General features: G+C 63.0%; 21 protein-coding genes. 10 read left to right on the top strand and 11 right to left on the bottom strand.

Translation table 11 applies throughout. The features are described 5' to 3' along the window. Positions 1–23 precede the first annotated feature (23 nt). On the bottom strand, positions 24–1025 hold the full coding sequence (locus tag BM348_RS10225) for a TatD family hydrolase (RefSeq protein WP_092904585.1): 1002 nt from the start codon (positions 1023–1025) through the stop codon (positions 24–26). A gap of 212 nt (positions 1026–1237) precedes the next feature. Between BM348_RS10225 and BM348_RS10220 the strand changes: the two genes are divergently transcribed. The 5 genes from BM348_RS10220 (at position 1238) to BM348_RS10200 (ending at position 5546) form a co-directional block, all read left to right on the top strand. Then, on the top strand, positions 1238–2284 hold the full coding sequence (locus tag BM348_RS10220) for a WD40/YVTN/BNR-like repeat-containing protein (RefSeq protein ID WP_092904583.1): 1047 nt from the start codon (positions 1238–1240) through the stop codon (positions 2282–2284). Beyond that, the gene (locus BM348_RS10215) at positions 2285–2677 is read left to right on the top strand and encodes a DoxX family protein (protein ID WP_092904581.1); all 393 of its coding nucleotides are present in this window, start codon (positions 2285–2287) and stop codon (positions 2675–2677) included. Positions 2678–2754: 77 nt separating this feature from the next. Then, positions 2755–3507 carry an ABC transporter ATP-binding protein gene (locus BM348_RS10210; protein ID WP_092904579.1) on the top strand — a complete coding sequence of 251 codons (753 nt, stop codon included), beginning with the start codon at positions 2755–2757 and terminating at the stop codon, positions 3505–3507. 115 nt (positions 3508–3622) lie between these two features. Next, positions 3623–5161 carry a hypothetical protein gene (locus BM348_RS10205; protein ID WP_217642011.1) on the top strand — a complete coding sequence of 513 codons (1539 nt, stop codon included), beginning with the start codon at positions 3623–3625 and terminating at the stop codon, positions 5159–5161. A gap of 205 nt (positions 5162–5366) precedes the next feature. After that, complete coding sequence (locus tag BM348_RS10200) at positions 5367–5546, top strand: hypothetical protein (protein WP_092904575.1); 180 nt, start codon at positions 5367–5369, stop codon at positions 5544–5546. Positions 5547–5571: 25 nt separating this feature from the next. Here BM348_RS10200 and BM348_RS21315 read toward each other — a convergent pair whose 3' ends face one another. The 5 genes from BM348_RS21315 to BM348_RS10175 form a co-directional block, all read right to left on the bottom strand. Beyond that, positions 5572–5910, bottom strand: coding sequence for a hypothetical protein (locus BM348_RS21315; RefSeq protein WP_175507156.1), 339 nt, complete (start codon positions 5908–5910; stop codon positions 5572–5574). A gap of 535 nt (positions 5911–6445) precedes the next feature. Beyond that, positions 6446–7855 carry a GntP family permease gene (locus BM348_RS10190; RefSeq protein ID WP_092904572.1) on the bottom strand — a complete coding sequence of 470 codons (1410 nt, stop codon included), beginning with the start codon at positions 7853–7855 and terminating at the stop codon, positions 6446–6448. Between the two features lie 348 nt (positions 7856–8203). After that, on the bottom strand, positions 8204–9211 hold the full coding sequence (locus BM348_RS10185; RefSeq protein WP_092904570.1) for a segregation and condensation protein A: 1008 nt from the start codon (positions 9209–9211) through the stop codon (positions 8204–8206). Next, entirely contained in the window at positions 9204–12776 is a 3573-nt protein-coding gene (gene smc, locus BM348_RS10180) for a chromosome segregation protein SMC (protein ID WP_092904568.1), read from the bottom strand. Before smc ends, BM348_RS10185 begins: the two co-directional genes overlap by 8 nt. A gap of 122 nt (positions 12777–12898) precedes the next feature. Continuing rightward, a complete protein-coding gene (locus tag BM348_RS10175) occupies positions 12899–13228 on the bottom strand; it encodes a DUF7518 family protein (RefSeq protein WP_092904566.1) in 330 nt (109 codons plus the stop codon). 197 nt (positions 13229–13425) lie between these two features. On the opposite strand from BM348_RS10175, the gene BM348_RS10170 reads away from it, so the two are divergent. The 4 genes from BM348_RS10170 (at position 13426) to BM348_RS10155 (ending at position 18452) form a co-directional block, all read left to right on the top strand. Further along, positions 13426–13608, top strand: coding sequence for a hypothetical protein (locus tag BM348_RS10170; protein WP_139231178.1), 183 nt, complete (start codon positions 13426–13428; stop codon positions 13606–13608). Positions 13609–13772: 164 nt separating this feature from the next. Continuing rightward, positions 13773–15797 carry an AMP-binding protein gene (locus BM348_RS10165; protein ID WP_092904562.1) on the top strand — a complete coding sequence of 675 codons (2025 nt, stop codon included), beginning with the start codon at positions 13773–13775 and terminating at the stop codon, positions 15795–15797. Between the two features lie 58 nt (positions 15798–15855). After that, on the top strand, positions 15856–17340 hold the full coding sequence (gatB, locus tag BM348_RS10160; RefSeq protein ID WP_092904559.1) for an Asp-tRNA(Asn)/Glu-tRNA(Gln) amidotransferase subunit GatB: 1485 nt from the start codon (positions 15856–15858) through the stop codon (positions 17338–17340). Positions 17341–17471: 131 nt separating this feature from the next. Then, positions 17472–18452: an MBL fold metallo-hydrolase gene (locus BM348_RS10155; RefSeq protein WP_092904557.1), complete on the top strand. Its 981-nt coding sequence runs from the start codon at positions 17472–17474 to the stop codon at positions 18450–18452. A 25-nt stretch (positions 18453–18477) separates the two neighbouring features. On the opposite strand, the gene BM348_RS10150 is transcribed toward BM348_RS10155, so the two are convergent. From BM348_RS10150 to BM348_RS10140, 3 genes are all read right to left on the bottom strand, one after another. Then, complete coding sequence (locus BM348_RS10150; protein ID WP_092904555.1) at positions 18478–20955, bottom strand: methyl-accepting chemotaxis protein; 2478 nt, start codon at positions 20953–20955, stop codon at positions 18478–18480. Next, a complete protein-coding gene (locus BM348_RS10145) occupies positions 20952–22211 on the bottom strand; it encodes an ABC transporter substrate-binding protein (protein WP_092904553.1) in 1260 nt (419 codons plus the stop codon). Before BM348_RS10145 ends, BM348_RS10150 begins: the two co-directional genes overlap by 4 nt. Before the next feature lie 171 nt (positions 22212–22382). After that, entirely contained in the window at positions 22383–23177 is a 795-nt protein-coding gene (locus BM348_RS10140; protein ID WP_092904551.1) for an N-acyl homoserine lactonase family protein, read from the bottom strand. A gap of 211 nt (positions 23178–23388) precedes the next feature. Between BM348_RS10140 and BM348_RS10135 the strand changes: the two genes are divergently transcribed. Next, complete coding sequence (locus tag BM348_RS10135; RefSeq protein ID WP_092904549.1) at positions 23389–23967, top strand: hypothetical protein; 579 nt, start codon at positions 23389–23391, stop codon at positions 23965–23967. A 172-nt stretch (positions 23968–24139) separates the two neighbouring features. Here the strand turns inward: BM348_RS10135 and BM348_RS10130 are convergent, their stop codons facing one another. Together BM348_RS10130 and artA are read right to left on the bottom strand one after the other, a co-directional pair. After that, complete coding sequence (locus BM348_RS10130; protein ID WP_092904547.1) at positions 24140–24841, bottom strand: metallophosphoesterase; 702 nt, start codon at positions 24839–24841, stop codon at positions 24140–24142. After that, positions 24828–25868, bottom strand: coding sequence for an archaeosortase A (artA, locus tag BM348_RS10125; RefSeq protein WP_092904545.1), 1041 nt, complete (start codon positions 25866–25868; stop codon positions 24828–24830). The genes BM348_RS10130 and artA overlap by 14 nt, the downstream gene beginning before the upstream one ends. Between the last annotated feature and the right edge of the window lie 9 nt (positions 25869–25877).

Genomic DNA, 25877 nt, shown 5'->3' with positions numbered 1-25877 from the left:
GTTTCAGCCGCCGATGCCGAGCCTCAGCCGCCGATACCGAACACCTCGCGCGGGTTCTCGAGCACGACTGTTCGGATCGCGTCCGCGTCGATGCCGTACCGGTAGAGTTCGAATATCGCTCGCTTGAGCGCGAACGGGTCCGTCCGGAGCACGTTCGCGCAGTCGGTGTCGATCATGATCCGCTCGGGGCCGTACTCGTCGATGGCGTCCGCGACGTCCGCGGCGTCGACGCCGATTAGCCACGAGTGGCCGATGGTGTAGCTCAGGTAACAGTCCGTGTTCTCCATGAGGTAGGCGGTGTTGTTCCGATCCGCGTGCGAGGCGACCACGCGATCGTCGTCGATTCCCGCGTCGCGCATGGCCTCGACGTCGAGTTTGACCGCCTCGAGCGCCGGGTTCTCGCCCTCGAGAACCGGCTCCGCTCCCAGTTCCGCGTTCTTCTCGTAGCCCGGAACGCCGATGCCGGACCGGTAGGACCGACTCGAACCGCTGGACTGATTCGGGGTGTGCAAGAGTACTGGAAGGTCGTGGGCGTCCGCGAGTTCCATCTGGGCCTGCACGACGGCTCGCTGTTCGGCCACGTCCCAGGCCTCGACGTGCTGGGCGGGCGTCACGCCCGTTTCGCCGACGGCGACGACCTCATCGAGGGCGCAGTAGTCGGCCATCGCCTCGAGCAGTTCGTCGGGATTCTCGATGCGGACGCCCGTGTGGATGCCCAGCCCGAGGTTCGCCTCGAAGAAGTGATCGCGCTCGATGGCAGCCCGACGGTTCACCGCGTCGTCCCAGAGAAAGCGGACATCGCTGGCTCTGACCGGCTTGTAAGGCGTCCAATGGTAGCCGGAGGCGACCATCACCATCGACTCGCACCCAGAGAGCGCGTAGCGCTCCCTGTCCTCCCACGAGAGCGTGTGTGCATGGTTGTGAATGTCGAGCCAGGGAAGATTGAGCAGTTCCGTTGGGAGGTCGGGCCCTTCCTCGAGATGCGTCGCGTCGGTCGGTCGCTTCGTCGGGTCTGGTTGTGTCATGGATGCGTGGGTGGTCGGTTGACGGGCTTGACAGTCGGTTGACCGGCTTGGCGGTCGATTCGTCGGGTCTATCGATCGGGTTCGGTCAGATGCGATTCGGTCGGCGACGATTCAGTCGAACACAGTCTCGTCGCGTAGGCTTTCGGTCGCCGGCACGTAGTGTTTTACGGGCTGGTAAAACTTTATTTGTGTGTCTGACCCACACACGTCGTATGTCAGTATTGATCGGCACAGACGACGGGCTGTTCCGGGTCGACGGCCTCCCGTTCGATCGGGGAGAGCCGGAGCGAGTGCTCGAGTGTGGCGTGGTCACGGCCGTGAAATCGTGGGATCACGCCGAGGGCGTCTTCGTCGCGTCCGCGACCGGCGCGTACCGCTCGCGCGACGGCGGGGAGACATGGGTCGACCTCGAGGTGCCACTCGGAGACCGGTTTTGGCACGCCGGCGAGAGCGAGGTGTGGTCGATTCTGGCCACGGCCGACGGGGCGCTCTACGCCGGCACGAACGATCCGTACCTCTATCGCTCGGTCGACGACGGCGAGAGCTGGACCGAACTGAAGGGCTTTCGCGACCTGCCGTCTCGAGGCCACTGGGAATCCCCCATCGATCCCCACTACGCTCGACTGCGAGCGCTCGAGGCCGTCCCCGGCCGCCCGGAGCGGTTGATCGCCGGCGTCGAGGCCGGCGGCATCCACCTGAGCGACGACGGGGGCCAAACGTGGCGCGACCGGCGGGATGCCATCGTCGATGACGTTCACCAGATCCTCCCGATCTCCGAAGCCGTCTGGCTCGCGACAACGGGATACCTCGACCACGAACTCGAGAACCTCGGACTCGGCCACGCCGTCGGCGCGGGCGGGCTCTACCGGACGACCGACGCCGGCGACACCTGGACGCGTCTGGACGACGGCAACGACTTCTCCTACATCAGGCGCGTGTTCGTCCACGACGGCACCGTCTTCTTCTGCGGCGGAGAGGAGGCCCCGCCGGCGTGGGTCGAAGACGACCACGAGGCGGCGCTGTTCGAGTCGACGAACTTCGGACGCGATTTCGATCGCGTGTCCTACCCCGGCGAACCGCACGAGATCGTCGAAACCTGGGGCGTCTACGACGGCGACGTTATCTGCGGGTCGGGCCTGTTCGACGTGCCCGACCAGCGCGACGACGTCGAGGGGCGGCTCATGCGCCGAGACGACGACGGCGAGTACCACACGGTCGGGCGCGTCGAGGCGAACGTCAGCCGCCTCGAGGTGGTCTAAGTGACCGATTCCAACCGCGCGAGCGAGCCGCCGTCGACCCTCGGCCGAGCGCTCTACGGCGGCATCCTCGCGTACATGGCCATCGACGGCTTCGAGAACAACGACAAGCGCGTCGCGGCCGCTCGAGAGAAGGGCGTTCCGGTCCCGGACCTCCTCGTGCCGTTCGTCACCGGCATGCTGTTCGTGGCGAACCTGGGAATCCTGCTCTGGAAGTTCCCGCGGGCCTCGGCCGGCGCAGTGATCGTCTTCTTCCTCGGGACGACGCCGTCGATCCACGACTTCTGGACTATGGAAGGCGAGCAGCGCCAGGCGAACAAGATCAACTTCCTGAAGAACATGGCTCTGCTCGGGGGAGCGATCATGTTGCTCGAGGCGGCGACTCGAGACGAGTAGAATTATCTGTTTTCCTCGCGTTGGTCTAGTCCACTAGAGGCGATGGATTTACCGAACACGTTCACAATTACTTACTAATGATAGAGGCGACTGGGTTGACGAAACACTACGGACAGACGGTCGCTATCGAGTCACTCGACCTCAGTGTCCCAGACGGAGTCGTCTACGGGTTTCTCGGACCGAACGGGGCCGGAAAAACGACGACGATGCGAATACTGACGACACTAACCCAACCGACGAGCGGCAGTGCCACTATCAACGGAACACCGATTTCCGACCGAACGGCGGTAACGCGTCATATCGGTTATCTCCCGGAAGTACCGCCACTCTACGCTGAGCTTACCGCGTTCGAGCAACTCGACCTCGCGGCTGGCTTGCGAGATCTTTCACCATCCCAGTCGTCCGAGCGAATCACATCGTTACTCGACCGTCTCGATCTCCGCGAGGACGCGCAGACCAAAATCGCGGACTTCTCGAGGGGCATGCGACAGAAGACTGGATTTATTCAGGCCATCCTCCACGACCCTGCTGTCCTATTCTTGGACGAACCGACGGCCGGACTCGATCCACGAGCCGCTCGCACACTCCGTGAATTGATCGTCGAACATGCAGCCAGCGGAACGACGGTGTTTCTGTCGACGCATATCCTCTCTGTCGTCGAGGAGATAGCCGATACAGTTGGTGTCTTATACGATGGACGACTCGTAGCAGAGGACACGCCGAGCGATCTCACACATCGCGCCGAGACCGGAGATCATCAGACACTCGAGGCGGCATTCCTCGAGCTAACGAGTGAGGAACCCAACACAGAGCAAGCAGCAAATGACTGAACCGAATTGGCTGCATCATGGCGTTCAGTTGGGGATTGTCGGAACCCGCCGAACGATTCGTGGACTTCGGCGGAATCGGTACCGGCTCTACTTGTTTGGAATGACCGCCGTCGGAATGGGAATCTGGTTTGGCGGGATGGGAATCCTCTATGCGCTCCTCTTGCGATCGCTTTCAGGTCCGCTCTCTGTTCCCGGTTCAGTTCGGGTGGGTGTGAGTGCGCTGTGGATATTCGCTGTCTGGTTTCTCGCGCAGCGGGCGCTCTTACACTGGCGAACCCCGAGAGCGAAATCGTTCGTCCTGACGACCGTCTCAATCCGAACGGCCACCGTCGGGATGTTGCTCACTGAGTTTCTATCCGCCTGTCTGGCTCTCGCTCCCCTGACGATCTTACTCGCCGGTATCGTCGGATACGGATTTCTCTCGCCTGAAAGCCTGCTGTTAGTTCCGCTCGCTGTCGGGCTGTTCACAGCAAGCGCGATTGTTACGGGTTACGTCGCTGGCTTCACCTATATGACTGTCTCCGCTCGCTCTCGTTGGCAGCGCAACCGACATGGTCAACTGATCGTCCATGCCGTGTCGCTCATCGCGGTTGGGTACGTCGTGGCGATCCTCAGTACCGACATACCCGTGATCTGGGAGCTAGTGTCGCTCGAGTGGCTTCCGACGAGTTGGTTCATCGATATCGCCGTCTTCGGGACACCCGTTACGCCCGCTCCGATTCGCGCGCTTGCGGGCGTGAGTGGCTGTCTGTTAGTGGTCGGTGGCGGTGGTCTGCTCGTCGAACGACTCGCTCGCGAATACTGGGTCGCCCGTCCAATCAGTACTGCCGGTGGGACGAATACTGGCCCACAGGAGCATCAAAACCACGAGAACGGGACGTTAGCTGCCGCTATTTCACCGGTTGTTATTCCTCAGCTTGTGGGACGGCCATCACAGCGCGTGGCGCAAATGACAGTGCTCCGGCTGCGGCGAGCACCTCGACGGTTGTCACTTCTCGTCACGGCCGGTCTCTCCCTCGGAATCTCTCTTAGCGTTCTTTCGATTCAATCCAACGCCCCGATGTCAGTTGTACCGGTCATCTGTGTCTTGTTGGTCCCCTGGTTTGCGGGGGCGGTAGTCGGGTTGAATCCGCTCGGCGACGAAGGGAACGTTCTCCCTGCCACGCTTACGTCCTCGATTTCTGGGCGGCAGTTCGTCCGCGGTCTACTGGTTCCGGGACTACTGTATGGGCTGGCGCTGACGATACTGTCTACGCTCATCGGGGCCGTTGTAAGCCCTTACCCGATCCGTGTCCAGGCGTGGCTCGTCGTAATTGGTGCGGTGCTGACGGTGGTTTCGGTTTGCCTTGCGCCAGCGGTCGGCATGCTGTTTCCCAGGTTTAGCGCGACGACCATCGGCCAGAGCAGTGATGTTGTACCGCCGAGCATGACCGCATTCGTCGTGTATTCGCTCGTAATCTGGGTACTCGGGAGCGCTCTCGTCTTCGCAGTGTTAGCGCCAACACGTTTCCCTCAAATCAGGATCGTCAGTGGTGTTTCTACCGAGGTACTGCGAGCGGGTGGCGTCACGGGCGGACTCTGTATTGGATTGGTGATAGCCAGATGGAGTTATACCACTGCCGTGAAACGGTTCCGCCAGTATACAGTCTCCTAATCGCGTTTACTCGTTCAATTCTGGCAGTCGAGTGAGCACACCCACCGCGAGCGATCGGAGCGAGCAAGCAAGTCAAAGACTCGAGGAGTCGCGCAAACGGTACGGAGGCTCATGCGATAGAGGGAATTCGGGTCGCTTCGTCGGACGACTATTCTGGCTGTGTCCCGGGCCCCGGCTATATGTCGCTGGCGCGGGTACCACTCACATGGCTCACGCCCCGGAACCCCCGGAGAAGTACGTTTGCACAGCCTGCCAGACGATGCACGCCGGCACGGTCTCCAAACGGACCGATAGCGGCCACCAGTACGAGGCGCCCGCGGAGTGTGGCTGTTGTGGCGGAACGGACCTGATACCCGAGAAAGAGTGGCCGCATTTTACGGGGTAACGATTCTACCCCAGCGGCGACGACACTACTCGAGCAAATCGCCCCGAACTCGACACCCGCAGGGATAGGCGGTGTGGTGGCTCGGAACGAGTTGGACGACGGCGGTCACCGGGAGCCCGCAGTGGGGACACTCGGGCTGAGAGGAGAGGCCCGACTCGGCGACTCGAGCGCCCAGATTCGTCACGACCAGCGACACGTCGCGGATCTCGAGGCGGACCTCGACCGAATCGCCGCCGGTCTCGAGCAACCGGGCGAGTGCTTCGGGGTCGAACTCCCGGCCGAGTTGGTAGGAGTCTCGAGGGACGCCCTGTTTCTCGAGGGTGCGGACGATATCGAGGACCAGACTGTCCGTCGGCGGGCTCATCGGTCTGGTTCACCCTCGAGTGCGTGCGCTCTGGTTGGTGGTGTGGTCAGTAGTGGTAGTCGACTTCGATTCGTCTGTCGGACGGGATGTTTAAGCCCGCGGAGAAGATATCCAATCATGGCAACCGATCCTTCAAGGGTTCGGAAGCCACGTCTCGGGTGGCTCTAGCACCCGGGGCATTTCAATGCGAAACGCCCCTGTCGCGGAGTGTGTGGCTTCCGTTTGATCCAACGTCCTGTAGTGTCATATAACTACTGTTTTTGGCCGGGAATAATGTGTGCCTGAGTACTGTGTGGAGTCGCCGGACTGCGACAGTACAGGTCGCTCGAGTGCTCGAGAATACTACTGCTGGCAACACTGATTTCCACACCCTCCCCAGCCGATTCGCTCGTTCGCACACTCACTCGCTCATCCCTCGCGCAGTTTTACTCGCGGGTCGCGGTTCGCGACCCGCTCTCGAGCGCGCGCCACCGCGGATAGTCCCGCCGGTATGGTGCGGTTCCGCCGTTCGGTGTCGAAAAACGTTTCGCGGGCGTTATGTGAGTGGGAAGAGCGTCGATAGGACCAGCGAGATCAACAGGCCGGACACGGATATTAACGTCGTCAAGACGGTCCACGTTTTGAGCGTCTCTACCTGCGTGAGTCCGCCGATTTCTTTCACCAGCCAGAAGCCGGAGTCGTTGTACCACGAGAAGATGTTGGCACCGGCACCGATGACCATCACCAGATAGGCCGTGTGGACCTGTAGCTGCCCCGTCAGCGGTGCCATGATGCCGGCGGCGGTCAGCATTGCGGCCGTCGCCGATCCCTGTGCGATGCGAACGATCGCGGCGATCAACCACGCGGTGACCAGGAGGCCGATCCCGATACCCTCCAGTCCGTTCGCGAGGTAGTCACCGATACCAGAGTCTGCGAGGAGTGCCCCGAAAGCACCGCCGGCGGCGGTAATCGCTGCGATGTTCCCGCCGCTTTTGAGCGCTTCCGTCAGTTCTTCGGACCACTCGTTGCGGGACAGATCGTTTTGTCGCATGAAGGTGTACGTCGCCGCGATCGCGGCGATCGTGAGTGCGACGTTCTTGTTCCCGAGGAAGACGGCGACCGGTTCGATGACTCCGAGCGCCGGAATCGCTTCCTGAAAGCCATCGACGATCGTCAGCGAAGCGATGAGGACGACTGCGAGGAGAACCGGAGCGGACGACTCGAGGATACCCGGGAGGTTGCTGGTCGATTTGTTCGCGACCTCTTCGAGTTCCTCGGTAGTCGTCGACATTGTGTCACGGAGCGGGATATCCAGCCGAGCGTTGATCCACCGCCCGTAGAGAAGCCCTACAAGGAGCACGGGAGTCGCAGTCACGAGACCGAGGGCGATCGTCGTACCCAGATCAGCCTCTAGATCCGCGGCGACAGCTAGCGGGCCCGGCGTCGGAGGAACGAACACGTGCGCCGTCGCTGCACCCGCCCCGACGACGACGATGAAGAGCGTGTAATCACGCCCCAAGCGAGCGCGCATCGATCGTGCGAGAGGCGCGATTAGGTAAAAGACGCTGTCGAAGAAGACGGGAATCGCGAGGAAGGAGCTACTCCCCAGTAGCGATACGTCGGAGTTCTCCTTTCCGAGGACGTTTTGAAACCCTCGGATGATACGCTGTGCAGCCCCGCTTTCGAGCATCGACTTCCCGATGACGGCTGCCATCAGGATAGGAATCCCGATACCCGCCATATTGTTCCCGAAGGCGGTCGCAACCTGTGAGCCGGCATCTGCCGGAGCGAAATCTTCGACGAATACCGTATTCACCACCCCAACGGTGAACGCCGAGACAATCAAGCCGATAAAGGCGGGCAGATCCAACCACACTAATAACGCCACTACTGTGAGAAGGCCTACAAGAAAGGTTATCAGCGGACTATGCGCGACATCGACAACTTGGAGCGGCGTATGCAACATCTCTCCGAATGGGACGCAATAACTTGATATTATTAATATTTATGATGGTTGAACATCATGATAGAGTAATTGAATGTGGATTTACTATGCATAATTTTGATTTTTTCGTGCAGTCATTATATAATCCGGTACTACTATTCGATCGCAGTATCACCCATATTTCCCTAGAATACGCGTAGTATTCCCGATGCAGTATTTCTACATCTTTCGGCCTGAATGCAGTCCCGTGCAAGTTATCGGAAGGATCCTCGCGATAACGCACAATAGTGAAATATTTTCTACCTGTGTGAATCGACTCTGATGTGACTGACAGAGTGTAGCCAATGTCACGAAAACTACGTCGAACACTCAATCAGCGATCGCTTCGCTCGGCTCCGCCTCGACGCCCGCCCGCTGGATCCAGAGGTCGCCGAACAGTTCGTCCTGCTCGAGCACCACTGCCCCCCGATGGGCCAGAAATAGCAGTGCGAGATAGGTCATGACTCGAGAGCCGCCGGTCTCGTCGATTTCGGCGTAGAGCACTTCCTCCCGGCCGTTTTCGTACTGGGTCTCGAGCGCCCTTTCGACGTCTTCGATCACGTCCTCGATGTCTTCCTCGTGGGTCGTGTGGGTCACGTCGCCAGCGGTCGGTTCGTCGTCGACGCGGAAGTCGTCGCCCGAGTGGTAGCTCAGCTCCTGCATCCCGCGGCCGTAGCCGCTCGGCGAGTCGCTGGTGTCGTAGCTCCGGGACTCTTTCCACCAGGTGCCACGCTCTGCGTCGCGGAGTTCGCGCACCAGTTCGTCGAGCGTCTCCGGCTTGCCGCGAGCGGACTTTCGCTCGAGGCGACGGTCCATCTCGGCCTCGAGGCTCTCGATGGGGTCAAAGCCCGGCTCGTGGTCCTCGGCTGGTCCCTCGTCGGCGAAGGGAGCCTCCCACGGCGGCAGTTCTTCCTCCTCTGGCTCGTCGGGCGCGAACAGTTCGTCGCTTTTCATCCGCAGGAGGACGCTCGCGTAGAACAGCGCCCGACCCGACGTTCGCAGGTCCGCCTCGTCTAACACCTCGAGGAACTTGTCGGTCACCCGAACGACGTCGATGTCCCACGGGTCGATCTCGCCGTCCTTGGCGAGCTGGACGAGCAGTTCGACGGGTTCGACCTCACCGTCGTCGGAGTCCACACCGCCCTCGACGGCGGCGGACGTATCGACCGCGGCGCGCTCGTCGTCATCGGAACCGTCCGCCCCCGCCTCGCTGAAGGAGAACACGTCGTCTCCGGGGCCGCTCGAGCGGTCGCGGTCCTCGTGGCCCGCGATCTGCAGCGGAATGTCGTCGGTCGATTCCGACTCGTCGTCGCGTCCCCCGGGCCCGTTTTCAGTCATCGGCCGGCACCCCCTCGCTGCTCAGGTCGATGCCGGTCACCGCGCTGACGTTGTCCTGTTGCATCGTCACGCCGATCGCCCGCTCGGAGCGATCGAGCATCGCCGAGCGGTGAGAGACGACGACGAACTGGGCGTCGCCCGCGAGTTCGTCGACCATCTGGCCGACGCGTTCCGCGTTGACCGCGTCGAGGAAGGCGTCGATCTCGTCGAGCGCGTAGAACGGCGCGGGGTTGTGCCGCTGGATCGCGAAGATAAACGCCAGCGCGGTCAGAGACTTCTCCCCGCCGGACATCGCGTCCAGGCGCTGGATCGGCTTGTCGCCCGGTTGGGCTTTCATCGTCAGTCCGTCCTCGAACGGGTCCTCCTCGTTCTCGAGGTGCAGGGAGCCGGTCCCCTCCGAGAGCTTCTCGAAGATGTCCGTGAAGTGCTCGGCGATCGACTCGTAGGCGTCCATGAACGTCTGTTTCTTCTGGGACTCGTACTGATCGATCCGCTCGCGGATGCCATCCGCCTCCTCGACCAGCGTGTCCCTGCCCTCCTCGATGTCCTCGAGATCGCTCCGAACCTCGTCGTACTCGTCGATCGCGAGCATATTCACGGGCTCTAAGGCCTCCATGTCGGCCTCAAGCAGCTCGATCATCTCGAGGACGGTCTCGTGGTCCGGAACGTCCTCGGGATCGTAGTCGCCGACCTCCTCCTCGAGCGCTTCGAGTTCCCACTCGAGGTCGCCGGCCCGCTCGCGGTTGTCCTCGAGTTTGCTCTCGACGGTTTTGACCCGGTCCTGTTGCTGATCGCGGGCCGTTTTCGCGTCGGCGAGCTCGTCTTTGAGTTCGCGGCGGTCTTCTTTCAGCTCCGTGAGCTCTTCTTCGAGCTCCTCGACCGCCTCGCGTTTGTCCGCGAGAACGTCGCGTTTGTCCTCGATCGAGTCCTCGAACGACTCGATCTTCTCCTCGTGTTCGGCCTTGCGGTTCTGGGCCGCCTCGATGTCGTCGTGGAGGTCCTCGATCGCGTCCTCGGCGTACTGCTTCTCGAGTTCGAGTTCGTTGAGCTTGCCGTCAAGGTCGTCGATCTTGTCCTCGCGCTCGTCGATCTCCTCGTTCAACTCGTCGATCTGCGCGGTGAGTTCCGGGATCTTCGAATCCGCGAGTTCGGCCTCGAGCTCGTCGATGTCAGCTTCGATCGCCTCGATTTCCGCTTGCTTGTCCTCGATGTCGCCCGAGATCTCGGTCATCCGCTCGTCGACGGATTCGCGCTCCTCACGTAGCTCCTCGAGTTCGTCCTCGAGTCGATCGATCTCGTCCTCGAGGTCCGCTCGCCGTTCCTCGATCGAGTCGAGTTCCGACTCGATCGAGCGCACCTCGTCGGCGGCGTCGGTCTGGCGGTCCCGCGCGTCGTCGAGTCGATCCTCGACGCCGCGAAGCTCCTCGCGAACCGATTCGCGTTCGTCCTGCAACTCGGTGATCTCCGTCGCGACGCGCTCGAGTTGGCCCTTGCCGCCGCCGGAGAAGGAGTATCGCGAGCCCTTCCGCGAACCGCCGGTCATCGCACCGCTTTTCTCGACTAAGTCGCCGTCGAGGGTGACCATCCGGTAGTCGCCCATGTACGAGCGGGCCGTCTCGATGTCTTCGACGACGAGCGTGTCGCCGAGGACGTACGAAAAGATGCCGGCGTACTGGTCGTCGAAGTCGACGAGGTCGTACGCGAACCCGACGATTCCGGGATCCGAGGGCGCGCTCGGCAGGTTGCGCTCGCGCATCTTCGTGATCGGGAGGAACGTCGCCCGACCCGCGTTGCGCGATTTCAGGTACTCGATACACTGTTGGCCGATCACGTCGTCGTCGACGACCACGTTCGCGAGCCGGCCGCCAGCGGCGGTCTCGCAGGCCGTCGCGTACTCGCCCGGGACCGTCCCTAACTGGGCGACCGCCCCGTGCAAGCCGTCGATCCCCGAATTGAGGATCGTCGTGACGGCGCGCCCGAACGACGAGTCGCCGCTCTCGCCCGCGTTGGCCTCGAGTTCCGCGTACTCGGCTTGCTTGGCCTGAATGTCGTCGTCTAAGTCGTCTAACTCCTCCTGCAGGCGTCGTTTCTCACCTTTGAGGTCCTCGACGACGTCGTCGATGCTCTGACGATTCTTTTCGGCCTTCTCGAGTTCGCGTTCGAGGTCCGAGCGCTGGCTCTCGAGTTCGGGGAGTTCGGCCTCGGTCTCCTCGATCGTCTCCTCTTTCTCGCTGATCGCGTTCGAGCGCCGACGCGCCTCGTCGAGCAGGCGGTCCTGCTCGCGCTGGAGGTCGTTCTTCTCGGTTTTTTCCGCCTCGAGGGTTTCCTTTCGCTCCTGCAGTTCGGCTTTGACCTCGTCGTACTCCGTGTCGACGGCGTCGATCTCGGCCTGTAGCTCCTCGCGTTCTGTCTCGCGTTCCTGAATTTCGGACTTGAGCGAGGCCTTCTCGAGTTTGTGCTCGCGCATCTCGCTCGTCAAGTCCTCTACCTGTTCTTGCTTGCGGTCGATCTGGACGAACGCCTCGCGGCGATCGGACTCGGCGGACTCGATCTGTTCCTCGCTGGATTCGATCTTGTCCTCGAGCCGGGAGATGTCGCCTTTGACCTCCTCGATCTCGCTTTTGATGCGCAACTGCTCGTCCTCGCCCTTGCGCTCGATCTCGGCGTTCAGATCCTCGAGATCCTCCTGCAGGCGGACGACTTTCCCCTGGCGTTCGTCGAGTTCGCGCTGGAGATCCTCGAGGTCCTCTTCCAGTCCCTCGACCCGCTCCTCGACGGTCTCGAGTTCCTCGCGTTTCTCCTCGAGTTCACTCGCCTTCCGGTAGCCCTCGTACTCCTCTTTCTCGCGGCGGAGCCGTCGGTAGCGCAGTGCTGTCTGGCGCTCGTCCTCGAGCTGAGACAATCGTTCGCGTTTCTCCTCGATCCGGAGTTCGGCCTCGTCGATTCGCTCTTGAACGACCTCGAGTTCCTCGAAGGCGTCTTCCTTTTTCGCGTCGAACTCGGCGACGCCAGCGATCTCGTCGATGATCCCCCGCCGGTTGTAGGGGGTCATGTTGATAATCTCGGTGACGTCGCCCTGCATGACGACGTTGTATCCCTCCGGGGTGACGCCGGCCTGTGCGAGCAGGTCCTGAATGTCAGAGAGATTGACCGAGCGGTCGTTCAGGTAGTAATACGAGTAGTAGTTGTCCTCGGTTTCCTTGACCCGCCGGCGGATCCGAACCTCCTCGCAGTCGCCGACATCGTCGCTGCCCGCCGCGTTGACCACCTGCGAGCGCTCGAGGGTGCCGTCGGAGTTGTCCAGAACGACCTCGACCGTCGCCTCGCGCGGCCCACCGCTGTTATCGCCGTCGTCGTGGCCGGGGTTGTAGATCAGATCGGTGAGCTTCTCGGCGCGGATCCCGCGGGTTCGGGCGAGCCCGAGTGCGAACAGAACGGCGTCGATGATGTTCGATTTCCCGGAGCCGTTCGGGCCGGTGATAACCGTAAAGTCCTCGTAAAACGGAATTTTCGTCTTGCGGCCGAAGCTCTTGAACCCATCCAGAACGAGCGCCTTGATGTACATCGTCTTGTGAGACCTCCGTCAGTTGACCGCTCCCGGCGACCGGCAACGCGACTGTCAACCGATCGCGGGGACGATCGATCGCATCACGAGATCACAGCGCGAGCGGTCGCGGGAATCTGCTGTTATGCGACAATAATGTCGTCGGTCCCTGAGTCTTCCGCTTCGTCCTCGCTCGAATCGGCCGTCTCCTCCTCGAGGTCGCCTTCGGTCGCCTGATCCGAGCCGCTCTCGGTGTCGGCTTCTGCCTCGGCGTCGATCATCTCCGAGGCCGACGACTCTCCCGATGAACTCGAGCGTCTCGAGGCCGCTCGCGTCGGCGTCTCCGTGTCCAGTTCGGCCTCGAGAATGCGGATGCGCTCTTTCGATTCGACCAGTTCCTCGGTGAGCCCTTCGACCGTCGACTCGAGTTCCGCAACCGTCGATTCCAGCTTCTCGACGCGGTTTTTCGACATACCACCTAGCGGTCGGTCCGGACACATAAACGTACGTCAGACAATGATACTCTTTTTGTTAGGTAACTCGAGCGCGCGTGAATCGGGCGCGTTCTGCACTCAGATTCGAAATCCCAATATGCGAAGATTTGCGTCTTCGTCGCTCCCTCGCCCGAAGTTGGAATAACTATATCCAACAAGTAGTAATGATATCCGCCATGGCTGACGAAGAGACGAACGAAAACACACCCCTGCTGGTACTCTCGGTGTGTACCTTTACACTCGGATTCTTCGGTGCGATTCTATTGGACGGGTGGCCCGGTATCGTACTGGTTGTGATCGCGGTCACGAGTTTTTTCATCGCTTCGACGATTACGCTTCGGTTCCTCGCGACCACGTAAATTCCCGAAGAAGTCTGACTATACTGGCTTCTAAATCCTCGTCGAACGGTTTAGCTCGGCGTTCGCACACGCCGTCGGACCTCGCTGGAAAAATGTCTCGTCGTAGCCGAGTCCCGAGTCGACCTCCAGTTTCATGATAACATGACTCGTATGTTCGAGTGACTATGCCAGAGGAGCCCGCCCTCGAGGACGTCGACGACGTCGTCCACGAACCCGGCCAGGAGTTCGTCGAGTCCACGAACGTCTCCGAGTTCATGCAGACGTACGGAATCGACGACTACGACGAGTTGATCGACCGGACGACGACCGACCTCGAGGGGGTCGAGGAAAGCGGCGTCGACTGGTTCTGGGACGAACTCGTCGACTACCTCGGTATCGAGTTTTTCGAACCTTACGACGCGGTCAGAGACGACAGCGACGGACCGCAGTTCACGGAGTGGTATCCGGGCGGCGAGCTAAATATCGCCCACAACACGGTCGACCGCCACGCGGCGGTCAGCGAGCCCGCCAGAAACCGAGTCGCGACGATCTGGGAGGGTGAGGACGGCGAGTGTCGGCAGATGACCTACCGGGAACTCCGGCGGCGGTCGAATCAGGTCGCCAACGCGCTCGAGGACTCGGGGATCGAGACCGGCGACACGGTCGGACTGTACATGCCGATGGTGCCCGAGGTCGTCCCGATCCTCTACGGCTGTTTCAAGGTCGGCGCGATCGCGGTGCCGATCTTTTCCGGGTTCGGCGTCGACGCCGTCGCGACGCGAATCGACGACGCCGCGTGTTCGGTCCTGTTCACCGGCGACGGCTTTCTCAGGCGGGGGAGGCCGGTCTTTCTCAAGTCCACGGCCGACACGGCGATCGACCAGGTCGGACACGTCGAGCGGACGATCGTCTTCGACCGCCTCGGCTCGAGCGACCCGACGAGCGAACGCGAGATTCCGTGGACCGACGGGCGCGACGAGTGGTGGGCCGACGCCGTCGAAACCGCCGACGACGAGTACGAGACGAAATCGCTCGAGTCGAGTCGTGAGTCGATGCTACTGTACTCCTCGGGGACGACGGGGACGCCGAAGGGGATCGTCCACACCCACGCGGGCGTTCAGGTGCAGTGTGCGAAGGAACTACACTTCGGGTTCGACCTCGAGCCCGCGGACCGGTTCTTCTGGGTGAGCGACATCGGCTGGATGATGGGGCCGTGGTCGCTGATCGGCGTCCACACGTTCGGCGGCACCGTCTTCATGTACGAGGGGGCACCCGACTACCCGAATCCCGACCGGTTCTGGGAGCTGATCGACCGCCACGAGATCACCCGCTTTGGCATCTCGCCGACCGCGATACGGGCACTGCGAGAGCACGGGGATAGCTGGCTCGAGGGCCACGACCTCTCCTCGCTGCGAATTCTGGGGTCGACGGGCGAGCCGTGGGATCCCGAGTCCTGGCGCTGGTTCTACGAGAACGTCGGCGGCGGCGAGTGCCCGATCATCAACATCTCCGGCGGCACCGAGATCTGCGGCTGCTTCCTGATGCCCATGCCGACCGAGCCCCTGAAACCCTGCACGCTCGGCGGGCCGGGACTCGGGATGGACATCGACGTCGTCGACGCCACGGGTGAGTCGGTCAGAGACGACCACGAGCGCGGCTTTTTGGTCGCTCGAGACTCCTGTCCCTCGATGACGAAGTCGCTCTGGTCGGGCGACGACCGCTACCTTGAGGAGTACTGGTCGACGTTCGCGGACCCGCCGCTGTGGAACCACGGCGACTGGGCGCAGGTGGACGACGAGGGGTTCTGGTTCCTCCACGGCCGGGCCGACGACGCGCTGAATGTCGCCGGCCGGAAGGTCGGCCCCGCGGAAGTCGAAGGCGCGCTCATCGACCACGAGGCGGTTACCCAGGCCGCCGCGGTGGGCGTCCCCGACGAGACAACTGGGACCGCCGTCGTCGCGTACGTCATCGTCGGCGACGGCGTGGCGGAGAGCGACGAGTTGCGCGACCGGCTTCGCGAGCGGGTCGGCAACGAACTCGGGAAGCCCTTCCGACCCAGAGAAATTCTCTTCGTCGACGACTTCCCCAAAACCCAGTCGGGGAAGATCATCCGCCGAGCCATCGAGGCGACCTATGCGGGCGAAGAGCTCGGCGACATGGACAGCATCGAGAATCCGGAAGCGCTCGAGCAACTCGAGCAAGCGCGGTAGGAGAATCGTCGTCCAGATCCCGTTACGCTTTACCCCCGCCGGGCCGAATCGAGGAGCAATGACTGCCCAGACCGCCCAGCGGGGCGACCTCGTCACCGTCATCGGCCTCGAGGTCCACGTCCAGCTGGAAACCGACACGAAGATCTTCTGTCGCTGTTCGACCGAGCCGGCCGACGACCCCAACGAGAACGTCTGTCCCGTCTGTCTCGGACTCCCCGGCGCGTTGCCGGTGCTGAACGAGGGGGCCGTCGAGGCCGCGGTCAAGATCGGGAAAGCCATCGACGCCGACATCCCCGAGGAGACCCGCTTCCACCGGAAGAACTACTACTACCCCGACCTGCCGAAGAACTTCCAGATCACGCAGTACGACGAGCCGATCTGCCAGGAGGGCGAACTCGAGATCGCGGTCGAGGGTGAGCGCCGCGACGTTCGCATCGAGCGGGCACACCTCGAGGAAGACCCCGGCAGCCTCCAGCACGTCGGCGGCAGCATCGACACCGCAGACTACACCCTCGTCGACTACAACCGCGCTGGAACGCCGCTCATGGAGATCGTCACGGCACCCGACTTCCGGAGCGCCTCGGAGGTTCGGGCCTTCCTCGCCGAACTCGAGGAGGTGCTCGAGTACCTCGGCGTCTTCGACGCCGGCCGGGACGGCAGCCTGCGAATCGACGCCAACCTCTCGATCATCGAGAGCGAGGAAGCCGACGAGAACGGCGAGATCGGCGTCGACGCGCTCGAGGCCGCAAACCGGACGGAGGTCAAGAACATCTCGAGTCACAAGGGCGCGGAGAAGGCCTTAGCCTACGAGGAGACCCGACAGAAAAACGCCATCGAGCGCGGCCGCGTCGTCGAACAGGAGACCCGCCACTGGGACGAGAGCCGCGGGATCACGGTCTCGATGCGCTCGAAAGAAGAGGAGAAGGACTACCGCTACTTCGAGGAGGCAGACCTCCCGCCGCTTCGGGTCTCCCACTGGAAGGACGAGATCTCGATCCCCGAGCTGCCGACCGCTCGACGCGAACGGTTCCAGTCCGAGTACGGTCTGAGCGAGGAGGCGGCCTCGAAGCTCACCTCGACCAAGCAGGTCGCGGACTTCTACGAGTCGGTCGCCGGCGAGTTCGATCCCGACCTCGCGGCGACCTGGGTCGCGGACAACCTGCTCGGCGAACTGAACTACCGCGACATGGAGATCACGGACATCGCGGATCGCCTCGAGGAGGTCACCCGACTCGTCGAACTGGTCGCCGAAGACGAGATCACGGCGAAAAACGCGCGCGAGACGGTGCTTCGAGACATGCTCGACGAGGGGAAGGACCCGGATACGATCGTCGAGGAGGCCGGACTCGGCAAGACAGACGACGACGAGGTGCAGTCGGCGGTCGTCGAGGCCATCGAGGAGAACCCGGACGCCGTCGCAGACTACGAGAGCGGCGACGACGGCGCGATCAACTTCCTCGTCGGGCAGGTCATGCAAAAGACCGGCGGCAGCGCCGATCCGGGCGACGTGAACCAGCTGTTGCGCGCGGAACTCGAGGACTGACTGTCTCGGGGCTGCTTTCAGACCTCACAGGTTATTTTCGCGAATTCGTCGATTCCGCGGGCGCTCGAGTTCGCGGAACCCCAGTTCCGCAATCGCGTCGGTTAAGAGCCGAGACAGTGTGACTTTGCACCATGGATCGGATCATACTGGGAAACGACGAGTTCGAGGGGGAGAACAACGCCTACGTTCTACACGAGGGGGACTCTCTCGCGCTCGTCGACACGGGGATCGCGACGACCGACGTTCGCGACGACCTCCGGGAGGGACTGGCCGAGTACGGCTACGAGTTCGCTGACGTCGACGACATCGTGCTCACGCACTTTCATCCCGACCACGCCGGACTGGCGGGCGAAGTGCAGTCCGAGAGCGACGCGACCGTCTACGTTCACGAGGCCGACGCCCCGCTCGTCGAAGGCGACGAGGCGGCGACCGCCGCGCTGGACGAGCGCCGACGGGAGTACCTCGAGGCGTGGGGAATCCCCCCCGCGAAACGCGAGGAGCTACTGGGCGTCGTCGAGTCGGTCACCGGGTTGAGCGAAACGAACCCGACCGTGACGCCGATCGAGGACGGCGACACCCTCGAGGTCGGCGGGCACACCCTCGAGACGGTCCATGCGCCCGGCCACGCGCTGGGGCTGTGCTGGTTCGAGATCGCCGGCCGTAACCAGGCGTTCGTCGGCGACGTGATCCTCCCCGTCTACACGCCCAACGTCGGCGGCGCGGACGTCCGTGTCGAGCGGCCGCTCGAAACGTACCTCGAGACCCTCCGAGCGCTCGCCGACCGGGACTACGACCGCGTCTGGCCAGGTCACCGCGATCCGATCGAGGAGCCGAGCGAGCGGGCGCTGACCATCGTCGACCACCACCGCGAACGAACGGAGCGCGTCGTCACCGCCCTCGAAGAACACGGCCCCGCGGACCCCTGGACCGTCAGCGCTGACCTCTTCGGCGAACTCGAGGGGATTCACATCGTCCACGGCCCCGGCGAGGCGTTCGCCCACCTCGATCACCTCGTCCACGAAGGGGTGGCTTCGGTCGAGGACGGCCAGTATCGACTCGTCGACGGCGACGCGGATCTCGAGTCGGTCGTCGCACCGTCTCGAACGCCGTAGTTATGAGACGAGAACCAGCGGACTTTTACCTGCCGAGCGTGCCGTCCCCTCCGTCCGTCGCCGCCGACGGCCTCGAGTGACCGTCGCGATCGCCGTCGGGCGTTCCGGCCGCCGTCTCGAAGCGCTCGAGGGTCTCCGACAACTCAGCGGCCTGCTCTGCGAGGCTGTTTACGTTCTCGGTGACGCCCGTGAGCGAGGCCGTCTGCTCTTCGGCGGCCGCGGAGACGTTGCCGGCTTCCGCCGCGGCGTCCTCGCTGCTCGTCGCGATTTCGTCGACCGCGGTGACTATCTGCTCCGTGGCGTCGGCCTGCTGGTCGGTCGCGGCCGAGATTTCCTGCACGCCGTCGTTCGTCTCTTCGGCGTACTCGGCGATTTCAGTTAGCGATTCGACCGCCGGCTCGACGGCCGCTGTCCCCTGTTCGACGCGATCCCTCGTTTTCTCGACGACGCCGACGGACTCGTCGGTCTTTTCGCGGATCGACTCGATGCGCGCGTCGATTTCGGCCGCCGTCTCCTTGGCGTCTGCCGAGAGACTCTTGATCTCCTGGGCGACGGTTCCGAACCCGTCGGAATTGCCGCCGTTACCGGCTCGAGCCGCCTCGATGCTCGCGTTCAGCGCGAGCAAGTTGGTCTGGTCTGCCACGTCGGAGATCGCCTCGACGAGTTCGTCTATCTGTTCGACTTCGGCCTCGAGCGACCGGATCGTCTCGACGGCTCGGTCGGCCTCCGTCTCGACGTCTTCCATCTCCGAAATCGCCTCCTCGGCCGCTTCTCGGCCCCGGTGACTCGAGTCGACGGTTCGCTCTGCGACACCTTCGACCTGGGTGGCCGTCGAGGCGATCTCTTCGGTACTTGCGGAGAGGCCTGCAAGCTCCGATTCGACGGTCTGGAGCTTCTCGCTCTGTCGCTCGGAGCTGTCGGAGATCTCCTGAATCGATTCGGCGACCTGTTCGCTGGCTCGCTTGACCTCCGCGCTGGAGGCGTCGACCTGCTCGCTGGCCGCGCGCACGTCCTCGGCGAACCGTTTGACCTCCGCGACGGCGCGATCGATCTCCGCTAACATCTCGTTGAACTCGCGGCCGATCGCCGCCATCTGCTCGTTGTCGGTCCGAACGTCGGCTCGGACGGTAAGGTCGCCCTCGGCTGCCGCGCGCATCGTCGTCCCGTACCGATCCGCCGCGCGCCGGAGTTCGTTCATCACGTTCTTGACGCGCTCGCGTTCTGCTTCGGCTTCGGCCTGTGCTTCCTCGGCCTCGACTTTCGCCGCTTCGGCCTCGGCCTGTGCCTCCTCGGCTTCGGTGATCTGTGCCCTGAGCGTGTCCCGCATCTCGTCGAACGCCCGGTAGAGTTGGCCCACCTCGTCGATCCGATCCGTCTCCAGATCGACCGATAGGTCGCCGTTTTTCATCCGCTCGGCGCGATCCCGAAGGTCCTCCAGCGGCGTCACGGTCTGTCGGGCGAGCAAGTATCCCCCAACGAGCAGCGATATCAGCGCCGCGCCGATAACGAAGAGCACGGCCCAGCCGACCGCGTTACTCGCCGCGAACGCCTGCTCCTCGGGAACGGTGGTCACGGCGACCCAGTTGTTGTCCGCAGTCGCGGCGTAGGCGGTGACCAGTCCGTCGCCGCCGCGGTCGAACTCGGTCCCGTCGCGTTTCGCTCCGAGTTCCGCGATGATGTCCTCGTCGGGATCGCCGCCGAGGTCGTCGCTCGCGAGGACCGTCTGGCCGTCCGTGTCGAGGATCATCGTCTCCTGATCGTCGTGGAGCTGTTTCAGGCCGTCCACGCGGTACTCGATAGTGCCGACGACGACGGCGATCCGCGCCTCGTCACCTTCGACTGGGCTCGCAAAGGACATCACCTGATCGTCGAGCGTCCCCGACTGATAGGCGCTCTCCGAGTGCCACACGTCGTTTGCTGCCGTCAGGTCGACCCCGGGTTCGATCTCGGTCCAGGGTTCGTCGACCGCTGATAGCGGCTCCGACCGAAGCTCTCCGTTCGTGCTCGTCAGGATCTCGTTCTCGTTGGTGTCTATTACGTGCACCCCTCTGACGTCGACCGGGAGCGTCGCCTGCTGCTGAATTACCTGCGCCTCGGCCTCCTCGGCCTCGGTTCCGGCCAGTTCGGACGACGAGGAGACCGACCGCGTGTGCGACTCCATCGAGATCATCCACTCGTTGATCGAGTCCGCGTGCATGTCCACCATCGCCGTGAGTTGCTCCTTGGCGTCGTTCTCGACGGTTTGCTCGGCGTCGACGTATCCCAGTCCGCCGACGATCGAAAGCACGACCACGATCAACAGGATCGAGACGACGAACTTCGTCCGGAAACTCCCGCGGATCATCGAAGGGACGAAATTCCCGCGAACCGCCGACGGAACGACACTCGAGAGTTGGTTCGTGATCGAGCCGACGATCCCGCTCGGATCATCTTCGGCAGCACCGCTCGAGCCGTCGGAATCGGCAGTATTGCTCGAGTCTGCAGTGTCCGCAGTATCGATCATTCTGATACCTCCGGGCTCCGCTCCTCGAGAACGGTAATCCCGTCGTCGTCGAAGCGGAAGTACTCGTACTGGGTGGACCCGCCATTGCCGTTTTCGTCGAACTCGATTTCGCCGGCCGCGCCTCGATACCGAACCGGGTCACCGGTGGCCGCGAGCTCGATTCCGTCCGCGAGTTCCCCCGGCATGATTTCCGTTCCGTCACCGTCGGTCACTTCGCGCATCTGTTCTGCGATCGCCGATCCGTCGTTTTCGCCCGCGGCGGCGTTGGCCAGCAACAGCGTCGCGGCCGCATCGTACGTGTTCGCCGCGAACACCGCCGGATCGGTCTCGTACGTCTCTCGATAGAGCGATTCGAACGCGCCCTGTCCCGGCCCGGACGACATCGGCGCGGTGCCGAAAACGTTGGCCATCGGATCGTCGACGGTCTCGACAACGGTCTTTTCCTGTAACGCATCGCTGACGAACACGGTCTCCTCTCCCTGATGATCGGCGTAATACTCCTCGAGCAGGTCGATCCCTGTCTCGGGATAGCAGATGAGAAAGAGGATATCCGGCTCGTCGGCAAGCGCCTGACCGAGCGGTTCGCCGTAGGAATCGCGCTCTCCGGTAATGGACACCTGTCGCTGAATCGCGCCGTCGAACGAAGCCGAGAACGCACCGGAGAGTTGCCGCCCGTAATCGCCGGCCGTGTAAAGCGTCGCAGCGGTTGCCGCGTCGTGTTCGGAGGCCGCCAGCTGTGCCGCGACGACGGCCTGAAGCGAGTCGTCCGGCGCGGTTCGAAACGAGTAGCCGCGATCGTTGAGAATCGACATCGTCGGCGACGTACTCGCCGGCGAGCAGGTCACGACCTCAGCGGGAATCGTCACTTGCTGTGTCATTTGCAAGGAAACGCCCGACGCCGCCGCACCGACGAGCGCCGGATATCCGTCTTCGACGAGCGCCGCCGCAGCGTCGACCGCCGACGCCGGCAGCGTTTCGGAGTCGGCGGTCTCCGTTTCGGTCGTCACGTCGAGATCCGACGCCTCGAGTTCGGCAGTAGGGAGGGAAACGGCGTTCGAGAGCGATTCGCCCATCGACTCGAGTTCGCCCGACAGCGGAAGCACCGCGCCGTACCGCAGTGTCCGATCTGACAGCGAAGGTCGCTCGTCGTTCTCGCCGTTGTTCAAGACGCCGGTGGCCACACACCCGCCGAGAACGACGGCCGCCCCCACGGTCGTCGCCGAGAGGTATGCTCGGCGTCCGATCCCCCTCGTCATTCGTTTTCACCGCTCGGTTCGATTTTGGCACCCAGCCGACAGTACATGCGTAGTTGTTCGCCGTATCTCGTTTCAACATTGTGGCCAAATGAGGTGTGAGAAACCTTCTACCACGGTATTAGATCACACCAGACCAACAACACAATTCCGTAACTCAATATTTAAAATATATTATATTTCCTCACGGATCGTCTCGAGGTCCCGTTCGTCGTGCCCGCAGAGAACCGTCGCGTCGCTTCGGCGCTGTTCGTCCGCGAGGAATCGACGGCTCTCGGTCCACGCGCGTTTGCTCCAGAGGAGTTCGCCGCCCATCGGGTGGGCGTCGTCGTAGTTCTCTCGAGTGTAGGCCTGATCGCCCGCGAGGATCACGGTGCCGGCTTCCTCGAGGTCGAGACGAACACCGAGCAAACCTGGCGTGTGGCCGGGCAAGTGGAGGAACTCGAGGTCGGCAAAGTGCTGTTCGCGGTCACCGTGGACGACTCGCCAGTCGAGGTCTCGGTCGAAGTCGCCGGCGAGGTAGGCCTCGTCTCCCGCGTCCGTCTTGGCGCTGTAGTAGGCGAACTTGAGTTCGCGCTCGTGGACGAAAATCGGCGTGTCAGTCCCCTCGAAGGCGTAGAGTCCCCCGGCGTGATCGAGGTGCAAGTGCGTCTGAATCACGTAGTCGATGTCGTCGACGGAAAACCCGGCCGTCTCGAGATCGTCCTCGAGCGGGCGTACTCCGGTGTGTTCGAACGCCGCGTACATCTCGGCGGGCCAGTGGCCCGAATCCGCGTCGGGATGTGAGCCCGTGTCCCAGAGGATCGTCCCCTCGGGATGTTCGATGACGAGGTTGTACACCGGGCCGTCGACCATCACCGTCTCGGGATCGGGTTTGGCCGCCGAACCGAGCGTGTGACCCTCGAGGACGTTGTTGACGTCGGTCGTGATCGTGCCGCGCTCGAGCAGGTGAACGTTCGCGTCGACCATACCCAGAGGACGGGAGCCGGGCTGAAATACGTGGGCGTGTCGGCTCGTCCGAACGACTCGAGTCGACGGTGCGAAGGCGGTCGTCACGGAGCGGTCGACTCTCCCACCGTCGCCGCCGAACGCATGACTATTAACCGCTCGCGGAGTAACTAGCGAGAAGGGGTATTTTCGTGAATATGATACGCAGCGTTTCGACCCACGGTGGTAGCGCGTGAACCCGTCTCGAGTCGATTTTCTGGTCGACCTCGCCTACGGCGCGATGATCTTCGTTTCGGTCGTGCTCTTTAACTTCGTCGGGACCCGTGTCGGTATCGCGTTCGGGCTCGGCGTGATGGTCTCCTACGTGATCCACGTGGTCTGGAAGATGGCGCGATTCGATCCCGAGTGGATGACCAAGGAGGTCACACAGAACGTCGAAGACACGCTCACTCGAGAGGTCGACGAGGTCATCGACAAGCTCGAGACCGTCAACGAGCGCGTCGATCGACGGCCCAGAACGGAAGAAGTCGAAGAGACGGTCGACGAGAAGGTCGGCGAGAAAGTAGACGAGACCGTCGTCGATAAAGTCGACGACACGGTCGACGAGACCGTCGACGAAACGGTCGAACAGAAGGTCGAGCAGACGGTGGACGAGACGGTCGAGGAGAAAGTCGAGGAAACCGTCGACGAAAAAGTCGAGCGGAAGGTCGAGGAAACCGTCGACGAGAAGGTCGGCGAGATCGCGACCGAAGACGGATCGACACCCGAGGGCGAATCGACCGACGACGATCGATCCGAGACGAGCGACTGACTCGAATCTCGAGGGCGATAGGTAGAGTGCGGACGTCAGCGAAAGCAGGGAGTCAAGGAACGCGAGAGAAACGGCAGGCAAACGCGAGGACGGCAGCCGATTTTCGCGGCGTGTGTGCGCGTCAACGAAATAATCTCTGGTCGATCGAAGGGCGAGACGAGGAAAGAGACGGTCAGAGGAGTCGCCGACACTCTCCCAGCGGCGGGAACCAGAGCGTCTCCGCGCCTGGCTCGTCCCGGATGGCGGGGTGAAACCCGTCGCTGTCGCGAATCAGCGGCGACTGAAAATGCCGCCCGTACATGTCGTTTACCGTCGCGCCGCGGGCGAGCCGCGTGAACGCCGGGCAGACGAGCACGTCCGCGCCGTCGTACGCGCCGGGACCGTAGAGGAAACAGGGCAGTTTCCGCCCGTCGACCGACAACGCGGGGTGATCGTGGCCGACGATGTACCGCTCGGCGGTCGACTCGGGCGCGTCGTGGCCGTGACAGACCACCGTCTCGCCGTCCGCGAGTCGGTATTCGTCGGCTACGGTTCCATCGAAGACGTCCTCGAGCATCGTGTCGTGGTTCCCTGGCGTCACGACGAGCGACGCGCCGGCGTCCGCGACGAGGTCGCGGAGCTCGGCGAGATCGGCTTCGACGCCGCGCGGAACGCTATCGAACGAATCCAGCAGGTCGCCAGCGATGACGACCGTCGACGGCTCGCGGCTCTCGAGGCGAAGTTTCAGCCGCGAAATGCTGTCCTCGGCGGCTTCGAGGGGCGCGTCGACGCTCGAGGCCGCGCCTTTTCCGAGGTGAACGTCCGCGAGGACAAGAGCGTCCGCGTCCGGTACGAACACCGACCGCGAGGCGAGCGAGAACTCAGTCGTCGGCATCTGCTGGCTTCTCCGCATCGATGGCCTCCTCGAGGTCGTACTCGGTTCCCGAGATGATAAACAGGACCTCCTCGAGCGGCTCGAGGATCTCGGGGAGAATCTTCATGAGAAGGTAGGCGATCCCCAGGAGGGCGATGACAGAGCCCAGTTGGGAGATGTAGTTGTGCGCGACGAGGTACGAGACGCGATCCGGTTGGGTACCTAGATACGTCGTCATGACGTGGACGATGGGGTCGTGCTGGAACCAGCCCCACGGCGAGGCGAGGCCGATGAAGACGTTGCGGATCAGGTTGAGGAACCAGATGACGCCGATCGCGACGGCGAAGGCCGCGACCTTCCGTTTGAGTGGCGCTTTCACGGCCCCGATGAGCCCGCCGAAGATCGCCATGCTCCCGATCCCGGTACAGGCCATGATGATGTAGGTCGTCCGCCCGGTGACGGTTTCGTCGGGGTCGAAACCGAACTTGCTCTCGTAGCCGGCGCTCCCCTCGATGAGTCCCGGACTGTGTCCGAGCAGTTCCATCCCGTAGTGAGTCTGTGCGGCGGTCGTCTCGATCAACCACCGGCGCACGAACGGGATCGTCTCCGCGGGGAGGTAGATGATCCCCATGATCGCGACCGCCTTCGAGAGCACGAGCAACGACGCTCGACCGTTGACGAGCAGGTACGCGGCGTAGGTACACAGCGGGAGGGCGGCGAGCGAGAGCAGCGTCTGTAACGGACTCTGGACGTCCGCGTAGTAGTGCGGTGCCATCAACAGCCAGAACAGCCCGAATAGCACCCACGCGCCAGCGGCGACGTACCGGGCCGGATCGATCTCTCCGAGCCACTCGAGGGCGAACGCGAGCACGAAGATACCGATCGAGACCCACGCGAGGAGATTGACGACGGTGAACGATCCGACGACCGTCGTCTGGGCGAGTTCCGTGATCGGCGACGTGATCGCAGCCGGGGTCCCGGCGGCGAGCGACCCGCTCGGGTCGAGCGCGCCGGCCGATAGCGAACCCGTCGCGGGGAGAGACGACATAGTCACGTC

It is taken from the genome of Halostagnicola kamekurae (genome assembly GCF_900116205.1).
GTDB classification, from domain to species: domain Archaea; phylum Halobacteriota; class Halobacteria; order Halobacteriales; family Natrialbaceae; genus Halostagnicola; species Halostagnicola kamekurae.
This window is presented reverse-complemented; position numbering and strand designations above follow the sequence as displayed.